We start from the raw sequence: 12,912 nt of genomic DNA on the forward strand, positions 1-12,912 counted from the left end.
TGGCCGGCTTTAATTTAGCTTTTCTCGTCAGCATTCTCGTCAACATTTTTGGTAAATTTTATGTCAGGGATATTATTAAACTTAGTGAACTACTCTTGCATTTATGGTTTAGATGGTTTGAATTTGTCAGCTAAAGTTTGATTGCCTTGACTTGCAGCAATGTCGCTTAAACTACGACTATTGCTATCCTTTAAGTCCACATTAGCACCTTGTGCTATGAGTTCTTCAATAATCTCTTGTCGGTCAAATAAGGTAGCAAACATCAATGCTGTTTGACCATTTTGATTGGCTTGATCAACTTCACAGTCCAGCCCCATCAAAGATTTAGCAATGCGAAAATTGCCCTTGAATATAGCGCCCATTAACGCAGTATTTCCTTTAATGTCTTCTTGGCATGGATTGATATCCTCTACACTGAGTAAATAGTTAACGGTTTCAGTTTGGCCATTGTAGGCAGATAAAATCAATGCAGTATAACCTTTTTCGTTAGCGATATTGACTGATAGACCGGCATTGTAAAAGGTCGATAGTAATTCAATATCACCGTTTCTAGCAGCATCAAAATAAAGCTTTTTAAGTTGACTGCTTCGTTCACTTTTATGGGCAAATGATGGATTAGACCCGAATACAACAAGCATAATCAAACAGACATGAATCAAGGTTTTCATAACTCTTTCCTTCAAAAGCCACTGCCTGGTTTAACAGGCAGTGGCGGGTTTTATGCAGCGAATCAATTAAAACAACTTGCTTAATTTAAGGGCAATCTTCTCACCTTCAGCAGCCAAGGCTTGTTGCTCGGCCATTAGCGCTTTAGCTCTGGCTTTCACTTTACTCAAGTTAGTACCTGAACGTTTCGCGATAGCGGTGCCGTAATCTTTATCTGCGTTGTACATAAATGCACTGATATTGATTCGAACTAGCTCTTTATCAGATGTTGCTAATGCGCCGCCTAATACTTCAATAAGCCTTGCTTGTTCGTCTTTAGTAAATGAACGATACAAATCACCAGCTTGTCTAAAGTTTAATTGCTTGTAAAAAGGTATTTGTTGATAGCTTCCTAACAAAGGCATGGTTGAATACTTGTATTTTGTATCTTCTGCTAAATCAATGTACTCACTTGGCTGATAATTAACCTCACGCTGGGTATTGGTAGGACGCAATTTACCGTGTTGCATGTGGTTGTTTATAGCCACATTTTTAGGTGCGTTAATCGGAATACGGTAAGAGTTCACGCCTAAACGGTAACGCTGGGTATCTGCATAGGCAAACACTCTACCTTGTAATAATCTATCTTCTGATGGCTCAATTCCAGGAATTACATTACTTGGTGCAAAAGCAGCTTGCTCAGTTTCTTCAAAAAAGTTATCAGGCACTCTATTTAGCACCATTCTGCCAACTTTACGCAGCGGCAATTTGTCTTCAGGCCAAATTTTAGTGGCATCAAGAGGGTTAAAGTCAAAGTTGTTGACATCTTTTGGCGACAATACTTGAATATATAGGTCCCAAGTAGCCGTTTCACCTTTTTCACCAATACGTGTATAAACATCTGTGGTATGAGGCTGCATATCTTGACCTTGTACGGTCGAAGCTTCTTTGTAAGTGAAGTTCTTTACACCTTGGTTGGTTTTCCAAGTAAATTTCACATAGTTCATTTCACCTTTAGCATTCACAAATTTATACGCATGAACACTAGAGCCGTCCATATTTAGGTAACTTTTTGGTGTGCCGTAGTCAGAAAACAACATGGTGAGCATTTGGGTTGATTCTGGTACATGAGAAAAGAAATCGAACACTCTTGATGCTTTTTGCACATTGTCATAGGGCGATGGTTTTAAACTGTGAACCATATCTGGAAACTTAATCGCATCGCGAATAAAGAAGATCGGGAAGTTGTTACCGACTAAATCCCAGTTACCTTGTTCTGTGTAAAATTTCACTGCGAATCCACGAGGATCGCGCAATGTTTCAGGAGATTGATGACCGTGAATTACCGCCGAAAAACGCGTAAATACTTCAGTATTTTTACCTTTTTCTTGAAATGGGGCAGCCATGGTTATGTCAGATAAATCGGCGTAATTTTCGTAGTAACCATGAATACCAGTACCACGTGCATGCACTACTCTTTCAGGAACACGCTCTCTATCAAAGGCTGCCAACTTTTCAATTAGGTGACTGTCTTGGAGTAATACGCCGCCCCAAGGTCCAGCTGTTTGAGAGTTTTGGTTGTCACCGATAGGCGCACCGTTTTGTCTTGTCATGGTTGTTTCAGCAAGCGCGCTAACCGATAACAAGATCAAACTTGATAGGGTTATTAATTTTTTCATTTTCATTTTACATCCTATTTATCTACAACATGGGAAGCCCCAATAGAGTGCTAGGATAAAAACTCGGTGAAAATTAGTACATTTGATAAAAACGAAGTCTAGATTCTATTTTTTAGAACCAAGCTTGAATGGCATCAATAACGTTATACTGCCCATCAACTATTAGTATTTTTCGCCATTTATCGAAGGTGGTACATGGGTGAGAAATGCCAACAGCAACCATATCTCCGGGCGCTAAACTGTCATCAATAGGTACCTTTAAAAAACAATGTTGATCATTAATTCGGGTTATTTGGTAATTTGTGTGATCAATAGGGGTTATCTTCGAAGATAATTTCGATTTGGCATACAAGGGTTTTGGCAATCCTTTGTCATAGGAAAAATCTCGTTTGCCTGCACCTAAAATAACGACTCCGGGTTCTGGTTGAGACAACACATAACACCAAACTTCAATTGCCGACTCAGAAGCAGGCAAAGTCAGTTGCGCGCTGCCTAACCTGTCATCAATAGCCATGGAGGCCTTTTCGTAGACGCCAGAGTCACTGAATAAGTAACACCCACTTCTAAGCACAATTTTTGCGTCATACTCGTGTTGCAAACGGGCAAATGTTAGCGCACACATATCGTAGTATTCAGAACCACCAATACTGATAATCAACGACTGCGCAGGCACTATGGTTTGCTGTTCTATAAATGCACAGATGGTGCTATCAAGTAAGCTCAAAAAGTCCTGAACGCTACTCTGTTTTTGCTCATCAGAGCCCTCAAAAACGGCTTCATACGCGCTGAAGCCGGCAATTTCCCATTGATTAGTGTAAATGGCCTCGATTAACGTTTTAGCCGTAGCGGCTTCTCGTACGCCGCACCGTCCACCATAAGCCCCTAATTCGATTAGTAATTTTAGCCGACCACGGTTTTTTATATTCGCCGCTTTTAACAATTCGAAAGCATCTAAAGAATCGATAAAAAGGTACATAATTAAATCAGGGTATTCTGCCAGTAGTAACTCAACCTCTTTGATATTTGCTCGGCCAACTAACTGATTGGCAAATATTATATGTTTGGCCCCCATCTGTGCAGCTAACCTTGAATTGGTCACGTTTGCCACCGTTAAACCCCATACACCATCGGCTAACTGCTCAAAAATCAACTCAGGACTCATGGTCGTTTTGATATGTGGAGCAAGCAACAAATCGTTGCGCTCAAGCCATTGATTCATCCGCAGACTATTTTGTAGCAACGCATGTTTTTTAATTATTGCACAAGGCAGAGGCAAATCTTCTTGCAGAATATTCCAGCCTGCATTGGCTATTTGTTCACGACTAAACTGTTGTGCGTGAAAAGGTATTCCCTTAAATAGCGGTTTCGGTTGGTAAGAGTCCATTAGCGTCCTTTGAATTTCAACGTTACTAAATGAATGTTAAGGGTGAGTAATTATTCTATGTTTAAGCTCTATAGATGTTAATCAAGGTCAGTTCAACTGGGAATTTAATAATTCAAATACAGCATCTGCCCCTTGAGGTTGATGGAATAGATACCCTTGGTATAGATCGCAGCCCATATTTTGCAGGGTGTTAAATTGAGAATAGGTTTCTACCCCTTCGGCAACCGTCATCAAATTTAGGCTTTTGGCTAAATTAATAATGGTAGCGCAAATCTCTGCGTCTTCGGTTTTAGAGTCACACTCATGGACAAAAGAGCGGTCTATTTTCAGAATATCTAGCGGCAATTTTTTGAGGTAGCTTAGGGAAGAATATCCTGTGCCAAAATCGTCAATGGAGACTTTAATGTGAAGGCCTTTTAATTCCTTCAAAATGGCGATGCAACTCTGTATATCTTGAATCAAGATACCTTCAGTAATTTCAAATTCGAGCAGTTCACCGGGTATTGAAAACTGCTTTAGCAGTTGTTTAATGTGACGAATAAAATCCTCAGCAACTAATTGGCGACCTGAGATATTGATCGCAACAGGCACCACATTCGAATTATGGTCGAGCCAATAACGCAGTTGTTCAAGGACTTTAGTCATCATAATTTCACCAATTTGCACAATCAAATTACTTTGTTCGGCAATCGGGATAAATTCGTTCGGGGATATTTCATCCGAACCTTTTTGCTGCCATCGAATCAAGGCTTCTAATGATAATATCTCACCATCTGCTTTAACTTTCGGCTGATAAACAACACTGAATTCATCTTGTTCGATGGCTTGTCCAATTTTTCTTTCAAAGCTCATCTCTTGTTGTGCTTTTTGTCCCATTTTTTCAGTGTACAACTTGAAATTATCACGGCCATAAAATTTTGCGTTGTACATGGCAATATCCGCTCTTTGGATTAATTCCTCAGTGCCTAGCTCGCCGTTGGTAGATACTGCAACACCAACACTAGTGGCAATTTGATAGTTTTTACCATTCAAGGTAATGGGTTCTCGCATGATAGACAGAATTCGCTGCGCTTTTTCAGTGATTAATTGTTGATTCAGCTCCCCGGTCATAACCACGATAAATTCGTCACCACCAAGGCGCGCAATAATATCTTCCTCACGACAAATTTCTTTTAAGCGATTGGCCACCTGACACAATAGGTAGTCACCGGCTTTGTGCCCCAAGGTATCGTTAATCTTTTTAAATTTATCCAAATCTAAAAAGAATAGCGCAATAACCCCCATGTGTTTTTTCGCTTTTGCCACTTGGTAATTTAATTCAGTGATCAAATGGGTGCGATTAGATAAATGGGTTAACGGGTCGTGATATGCCAAAAAATTTAATCTAGCTTGAATTTTTTGTTGTTTGGTGACGTCTCTTATATGCAGAGTAAATTCATTAATAAGACTATTATTTAATTTACTACTTGTAATAGTCACTTCAGCGGGAAACGTTTGCCCTGCGGCACGCTTTAACTCTATTTCACTGCGCCGGTTAAGTACTAAGCCATTCGCTGAGACAAACTGCAGTTTTAAGCTCTCACTAAACTCCACTATATCTTTATCTAGCGCAAAACTATTAATAAAACTTTGCCCCATGACTTCGGCTTTCAAGCAGCCAAATGTTCTCTCTGCTGCAGGGTTAAACTCAATAATGTTTCCCTGCCAGTCAATAGAGACAATACAATCCATTGATGAATCTAGAATGGCACTCTTACGCCTTTCACTTATTTTAAACTGATTTATTGCCTTTTCACGCTGGGTCATCTCTTTTGACACTTTACTGATGACTTCGTTATATTTGCGCGCTATTTGACCTACTTCAGTAAATGGCTCTTCTTTTACTTGAAGGGTGAAATCGCCTTTATTTTGATGATTTTGCATATCATCCAGCAAGTCTATTAATTCAGTGGAAGCTTTATGTTCACTGATATTCAGGCCACTAAGTTCATGTTCTCTGGTTACTCTTAATGGCGATATTTTATTCAAAATTAAGAGTATGAAATAACAGCTTAAAAAACTAAATAAGCCAATCACCACTACCCCCAAAAGTTGAATTGTGAGCTGCGACATAAATGATAAGCCAGTACCTAACTTAGCTTGTTCGCCAAAAAAGGCGACCGCCAGAGTTCCCCAAATGCCGGCAAATAGGTGAGTAGGAATAACGTTTAAGGCATCATCAACTTTAAGCAAGTCCATTAATTTAGAACCGTAATGCACGACTATACCTGCTACAACACCTATTATTGCGGCGTCCACAGGTGCTACCGCATGACAACTCGCCGTTATCGCGACTAAACCGGCAATAATGCCATTTAAGCTCGCCCCCATATCCACATATTTTTTGGTTCGCAAATGAATAAATGTGGCTGTTAACCCACCCCACATAGCAGCAAGACAGGTGTTCAGAATGATATAAGGAACTTGCTCATCAAATTTCAAAGTACTGCCGCCATTGAACCCAAACCATCCAAACCAAATAAGTAAGGTTCCCATGGCAGCCAAAGGTAAATTGCTACCTGAAGGAAATTTGCTATTTGCTTTAAACCTGTCGATTCTTGGCCCAACAATTAAGACGCTGGCCAAAGCGACCCACCCACCTACCGAATGCACCACCGTTGAGCCAGCAAAATCCACAAATCCCAAAGATTCAAGCCAGCCTCGATTATCAGGATTGTATACACCAGCCCAAGCCCAATGCCCTACAAAGGGGTAAATTAGCCCGCTTAAAATCAACGTGATATACATATAGCTGGAAAACCGAGCGCGCTCAGCAATAGCACCAGAAGTTAAAGTCGCTGCGGTGCTACAGAACATCATTTGAAATAAGAAGAAGGTGATTTGAAAAGAAGTATTCCCCTCGCCAAAAGCAAAGTCGCCAGTTCCAGCCCATCCCCCTAGACTTGGACCAAACATAATACCAAAGCCAAACAACCAAAAAATACTAGCGGATACAATGAAGTCACCAATATTTTTTGCAGCGACATTTATACTATTTTTGCTGCGCGTTCTGCCGCTTTCTAGACACAAAAATCCTGCTTGCATTAAAAACACAAACATCGCTGACAAGAGCAGCCAAAAATTATCAGACAACCGATGACCCTAAAAGTAGTATATTTCAGTTAGTAAACGGTCGCTTTTGCAAGAACTATTCCCGCTATATTCCCTTAGCAAAGTCCCATTTAATGCGGTTAAACTGCAATACACCACCAAAACTGTGCAACCAGTGTTCAAGTTTTGTGCATTACATCCAAATTAGTGCGCAACAAGATGCGAGAGAATTTCACGTATTTTAAGATTATCGAAAACTAACTGAACAGGTAATTTTTGAAAACTGCCAAGTTAGCCAATACTGTCACTTTTTGACGTAGACCGCATTGGCGAGTTTTTCAGCGACAATCTCTCTAAAAAATTGCCCAAGTTCGCGAAAGAATACTCGACCTGGCGCGGTATTTCGCCAAATCAAATGTTGCACACGAGTAATTGGCGTGTCTAACAACTCACACACATGAAGTTCATTTGGACGATGTAATTCAGAGTGCACATATAGCCCAGGTAAAAAAGCGACACCCACTCCCATCACGACCATTTGTCTGAGCGTATCTAAACTTGTGCCCTCGTAATCCCGATACATCTGTGCACCAATTTGAGCACAAATAGTTTGAACTTGATGATGGAAGTGATGGTGACCTTCTAACGTCAGCACCTTTTCACCTTGCACATCAGAGGGTTTTACAAACTCTTGACCTGCCAAAGGATGATCTCCAGGCATGACCAACTTTAGCGGTTCTGTAAATAGCTCAGAAACGATGAATTGCGTGGATTCATGAGTTGACGGTGATATAATTAGGTCGTATTGGCCGTTAAGTAAACCTTCTTCCAACTGTTGCGGAAACTCTTCTCGCACGTAGAATTTTAATTGACTAAAACGCCGATGTAATTCAGGCAATACAAATGGTAACAAATAGGGTCCCAACGTAGGCGGAACGCCCAAGCGATAGGTAGTTGAGGCTCCATCAATGAGTTCACGTGCAGTGTCGTTAAAACGTTGACCTGCGCGTAAAACCTCTTCTGCAAGCGCAAGTAAAGTATTCCCCTGAGGGGTCAGTAAAGTGCCGCTTCGATTGCGTTCAAATAAACTCAAGTTCATGTTTTTTTCAAGGGTTTGAACTTGTGTGGTTAAAGTAGGTTGACTGATTCCCAACGATTGTGCAGCGCGTCGAAAACTCAAACTTTTGGCGACTGCCACAAAGTATTTTAGTTGATTTATGGAGGGATATTTATTGTCTGTAGTCATTTTGTAACCTGTTGGTATTAATGAGTTCTCATGGAGTTCTCTTAGAGATCACTGATAGCAAAAAGCTATCGCGACAACAAGTATACTTCTATCTGTCTATCAGGTAAAACTAAAAACGTTGTTCAATTCGTAACAAGTATTTTTAAACATTTTATAGGAGTGACTTTCATGGACCACGTAATTTCTGGTGTTGCTAAATTTCAAAAAGAAGTCTTTCCTGATAAGAAAGCAACTTTTAAAAAGTTAGCGAATGGGCAAAACCCTGAAGTATTATTTATTACCTGCGCCGATTCGCGCATTGATCCAAATCTATTAACTCAAACTGAACCTGGTGAACTTTTCATTTGTCGTAATGCGGGCAACATTGTCCCTCCTCACAGCAATGTCACCGGCGGAATAACCGCATCCATTGAATTTGCAGTAGCAGCGTTAGGTGTTTCACATATTATCGTCTGTGGACACTCTGATTGTGGCGCAATGAAAGGTGCTTTGTACCCTGAAAAACTTGATGGATTACCCCACGTAAAAGAATGGTTATCCCATAGTCGCTGTGCGTCGGAAATAGTCAAAGAAAAATATGGCAGCCTATGTATGGACCATTTGGAAAAGTTAACTGAAGAGAATGTAGTACAACAATTACAACATCTTCGTACTCACCCATCTGTTGCGGCCAAGTTAGCCACCGGTCAAGTGAAACTGCACGGCTGGGTTTACAATATCGAAAGCGGTCAAGTCCTTAGTTATGATCCACAAAGCGCTAAGTTTACACCATTGGGCCAGACACAAACCGAAGCCAAATTGTCTATAGCGTAAAGACATACAGGGTACTTATATGAAACTAGATTTATCCAATTTGAAGGGTGATATTACCGGCGGTCTTACCGCTGGTATTGTTGCTCTTCCACTAGCTTTAGCCTTAGGTGTCGCCTCAGGTTTAGGGCCAATGGCAGGCCTTTATGGTGCTATTGCCTTAGGCTTTTTTGCCGCCCTGTTTGGTGGAACACCTTCACAAATATCAGGTCCAACGGGTCCGATGGTAGTAGTGTTAGCGGGTCTTTTTGCCAGTTTATCTGGTGATGCTGCGTTAATTTTTACGGCTGTTATGTTAGCTGGCCTTTTCCAAATTGTGTTTGGTTTATTAGGGGTCGGTCAATACATTCGATTGGTTCCCTACCCGGTAATTTCTGGTTTTATGACTGGAATTGGCGCAATTATTATTATTCTCCAGCTCGGTCGACTGTTGGGGCATGAGCCTCCAAGCGGGACTATTGGTGCATTAAGCTATATTCCGACAGCTTTGGCAGACATTAACATTGCCACTTTGATATTAGGTATAGGTACCTTACTCATCGCTTACAAATGGCCGCCAACTTTAGGTAAATACATACCTGGACCATTAGCGGCACTGGTAATTGGAACGCTAGCAAGCTTTGCTTTTTCCAACGTACCAGCACTAGGTAATATCCCTACCGGACTACCGAGTTTGCATCTGCCGGTTTACGAACAAAGCCAATTCTTTCTAATCTTAGAAGCCGCTTTCATACTTGCTATTTTGGGGGCCATAGACAGCTTGTTAACCTCTTTGGTGGCTGACAACATGACTCGTACTCGCCATGACAGTAAAAAAGAACTTATTGGTCAAGGTATAGGTAATACGGTTGCTGGCTTAATTGGTGGTATTGCTGGTGCTGGCGCAACAATGCGTACTGTTGTAAATATCAGAACCGGTGGTAAAACCCGAATCTCTGGGATGGTTCACTCCCTTGTATTACTTGCTGTAGTGCTAGGATTAAGCCCACTTGCCGCGAGTATCCCCCATGCAGTTTTAGCTGGGTTATTGGTGAAAGTAGGTCTGGATATTATTGATTGGAGTTACCTAAAACGAGCTCATAATGGTCCTCGTTGGGACTTTGCATTGATGATTCTTGTATTGGGCCTAACTGTATTTGTTGACCTTGTCACAGCTGTGGGTGTGGGTGTTGTATTGGCGGCATTGGCATTTGTTCGTCAAATCGCTCAAATACAGATCGAAGATTTAAAGAAAATCCCCGACACGCTGAACGACCCTAAAGAAAATGCGCTACTTAAACAAGCTGACGGTAGAGTAAGTATCTTTAGTTTCGGCGGACCGCTTAGCTTTGGTGCTGCGGCCGATGTTGGACACCATGTGCGTGACAAAGTAAAACCAGGTTCACAGGTATTAATCATGGACTTTACCCGAGTCCCCACAGTTGATGTATCCGCGGGGATGGCAGTTGAAACGGTTGCCACCGATGCTAAAAGTGCTGGTAGAAAGTTGATTATTTGTGGTGCTAATGATGCGATTAAAAAGGTGTTGAAAGGAATTAATGCCGCGCAAACAGACGTTGAGTCTTTTGATAATTTGCTGGGCGCATTGGAATATGCAGTCGAAATTATTAATAAAGACGCCAACTCACCTAAAGCGTTATCTAATTCTACAAAGTTAGCAGGAGCTCAATAGGCTGACAGCAGGATAATTAGACTTAACCTTAAAGGTAAATAATAGAAAAGCGCTGCATCCTTTGGATCCAGCGCTTTTTTTGTTTATCCGTATACCAGAAATTTAGCGGTAAGTTGAGCAACGTTAGCCTTAACTTTTTCGCTCATGCTAGCGTCTTCAGGATTATCTAATAAATCACATATCCAATTTGCCAAATCGGTTACGTGCTCAACTTTAAACCCTCTAGAGGTCACTGCCGGCGTACCAATGCGAATTCCACTGGTCACAAAAGGTGATTGTGGATCATTGGGCACGGTATTTTTGTTAACGGTAATGTTCACCGAACCAAGCAACGCGTCAGCTTCTTTTCCTGTCATTCCTCGGGCAATTAAATCCACTAAAAATAAATGATTGTCAGTGCCACCAGAAACCACACCATAACCACGTTTTAAGAAAACATCAGCCATCGCCCGCGCATTATCAATCACTTGTTGTTGGTAAGTCGTAAATTCAGGGGCTAATGCTTCTTTGAACGCCACAGCTTTTGCGGCAATTACGTGCATTAATGGGCCACCTTGAATACCGGGGAAAATTAAAGAGTTAAACTTCTTTTCCAGTTCAGGGTTTGACTTACACACTATTAAGCCACCACGGGGGCCACGAAGGGTTTTATGAGTAGTAGTAGTAACTACGTCTGCGATTGGCACAGGATTAGGATACAGACCCGCTGCAACCAAACCTGCCACATGGGCCATGTCTACAAACAAGTAGGCACCAACGCTTTGTGCGATATCTTTGAATTTCTGCCAGTCAACCACACGGGAATAAGCAGAAAATCCTGCAACAATCATTTTAGGTTGATGCTCTTGCGCCAATTCAGCCACTTGTTGATAGTCAATTTCACCGCTGTCAGTATTTAAACCATATTGGATCGCGTTATATAACTTTCCAGAAAAATTCGGTTTTGCACCGTGGGTCAAATGACCACCGTGATCCAGACTTAAACCTAAAATTGTATCGCCGGGCTTAAGTAGTGCCATGTAAACAGCGGCATTTGCTTGCGAACCAGAATGCGGTTGTACATTCGCGTAGTCTGCTGCAAATAGTTGTTTAGCACGCTCGATTGCTAACGTTTCCGCTTTGTCGGCAAATTCACATCCACCGTAATAACGTTTGCCAGGATAGCCTTCAGCATATTTATTGGTTAACACGCTACCTTGTGCTTCCATCACCGCTTTACTTGTATAGTTTTCTGAAGCTATCAATTCGATATGCGCTTCTTGTCGTTTTTCTTCATCTTCGATTACATCGAAAATCTCAGAGTCTACAGCTTTTAACGGGTTATTTAGTTGCATCATTATATGTCCATTGCCTTTCCAGAAACTCTATGCTAGAACTACACAGGCAATAAATAAAATTAATAATAAATATGAGCTCATAAGATTTTAATATGGCTTTAATAAGGCATAAACTAAAAAATGCCACCCCACTTTACAGGAGTGAAGCCATGAAAAATTTATCTATCGATTTTCTACGTTCATTTGTGACTATTGCGCAAACAGGCAGCTATACCATGTGCGCAGAGCGGCTTAAACGCACGCAACCTGCTATCAGTTTGCAGATAAAAAAACTTGAAGAAGTTGTTGGTGAAAAACTTTTTTTGCGTGAAGGGAATCGACTTACCCTAACGTTAGCCGGCAGTAAGCTATTAGAATTTGGCATGAAAATACTTATGCTAAATGATCAGGCAATGGCCGAATTTGGTAAACCTCAAGTCAGCGGAAACATCAAATTGGGAATTCCAAGTGAGTTCTCCACAACTTTGATGCCTAAGATAATTCGCCGATTTACCCACACTTACCCGGAAGTCTCCTTAGAAGTGCATTGTGCGCTAAGCAAAGACTTGGTTTGTGAGCCCCTTAAAAGTCAATTTGATCTAATATTATCCCTACAGGAACAACCCGATCCTGATCAGGAAGGTTTTATCATTACCGATCAGTTAGTTTGGGTGGGCAGCCAAAGATACGTTAATAAAGTGCCAAATAAACTTCCGCTTATTGCAGCCCCCGCCCCTTGCATTTATCGCAAACGGGCAACGAATGTTTTAGGCAAGTGCAAAAAACAGTGGCAAATTGTGTATACCATCTCCGATTTAAACGGTATTCAGGCGGCAATTAACGAAGATTTAGGCATCACTGTATTAGCAAGAAGCACAGTGCCACCCGGCCTTTTTGTGTTGCCACCGCAAGCCGATTTACCTGATTTAGGTTACATTGGCGTATGCTTGTTGAATCCACAGAAAGTGCGTTCCGAAGCCATTGAGTTACTGGCCAAAGATATGGTTGCACAACTGGCGATTTAAACAAACTGAGTATTTAGCTTGATGAAAGTTGATGATGATCGCAGA

General features: G+C 41.3%; 9 protein-coding genes. 3 read left to right on the forward strand and 6 right to left on the reverse strand.

Features of this window, described 5'->3' with window-relative positions; translation table 11 throughout:
* Window positions 1–101 precede the first annotated feature (101 nt).
* From KO530_RS03940 to KO530_RS03960, 5 genes are all read right to left on the reverse strand, one after another.
* On the reverse strand, window positions 102–668 hold the full coding sequence (locus tag KO530_RS03940) for an ankyrin repeat domain-containing protein (protein ID WP_216047098.1): 567 nt from the start codon (window positions 666–668) through the stop codon (window positions 102–104).
* A gap of 66 nt (window positions 669–734) precedes the next feature.
* On the reverse strand, window positions 735–2,330 hold the full coding sequence (locus tag KO530_RS03945) for a catalase (RefSeq protein WP_216047099.1): 1,596 nt from the start codon (window positions 2,328–2,330) through the stop codon (window positions 735–737).
* 106 nt (window positions 2,331–2,436) lie between these two features.
* A complete protein-coding gene (locus KO530_RS03950; RefSeq protein WP_216047100.1) occupies window positions 2,437–3,708 on the reverse strand; it encodes an alanine racemase in 1,272 nt (423 codons plus the stop codon).
* Between the two features lie 87 nt (window positions 3,709–3,795).
* Complete coding sequence (amt, locus tag KO530_RS03955; protein ID WP_216047101.1) at window positions 3,796–6,840, reverse strand: ammonium transporter; 3,045 nt, start codon at window positions 6,838–6,840, stop codon at window positions 3,796–3,798.
* Between the two features lie 262 nt (window positions 6,841–7,102).
* The gene (locus tag KO530_RS03960) at window positions 7,103–8,044 is read right to left on the reverse strand and encodes a hydrogen peroxide-inducible genes activator (protein ID WP_216047102.1); all 942 of its coding nucleotides are present in this window, start codon (window positions 8,042–8,044) and stop codon (window positions 7,103–7,105) included.
* A gap of 168 nt (window positions 8,045–8,212) precedes the next feature.
* Between KO530_RS03960 and KO530_RS03965 the strand changes: the two genes are divergently transcribed.
* A complete protein-coding gene (locus tag KO530_RS03965; protein WP_216047103.1) occupies window positions 8,213–8,857 on the forward strand; it encodes a carbonic anhydrase in 645 nt (214 codons plus the stop codon).
* 19 nt (window positions 8,858–8,876) lie between these two features.
* On the forward strand, window positions 8,877–10,526 hold the full coding sequence (locus KO530_RS03970) for a SulP family inorganic anion transporter (RefSeq protein ID WP_216047104.1): 1,650 nt from the start codon (window positions 8,877–8,879) through the stop codon (window positions 10,524–10,526).
* 83 nt (window positions 10,527–10,609) lie between these two features.
* Here KO530_RS03970 and glyA read toward each other — a convergent pair whose 3' ends face one another.
* Window positions 10,610–11,863, reverse strand: coding sequence for a serine hydroxymethyltransferase (gene glyA / locus KO530_RS03975; RefSeq protein ID WP_216047105.1), 1,254 nt, complete (start codon window positions 11,861–11,863; stop codon window positions 10,610–10,612).
* 149 nt (window positions 11,864–12,012) lie between these two features.
* Here glyA and KO530_RS03980 point away from each other — a divergent pair, with 149 nt between their 5' ends.
* Window positions 12,013–12,867 carry a LysR family transcriptional regulator gene (locus tag KO530_RS03980; RefSeq protein WP_216047106.1) on the forward strand — a complete coding sequence of 285 codons (855 nt, stop codon included), beginning with the start codon at window positions 12,013–12,015 and terminating at the stop codon, window positions 12,865–12,867.
* Window positions 12,868–12,912: the final 45 nt, after the last annotated feature.

Source organism: Aliiglaciecola lipolytica (genome assembly GCF_018860635.1).
GTDB lineage: Bacteria > Pseudomonadota > Gammaproteobacteria > Enterobacterales > Alteromonadaceae > Aliiglaciecola > Aliiglaciecola lipolytica_A.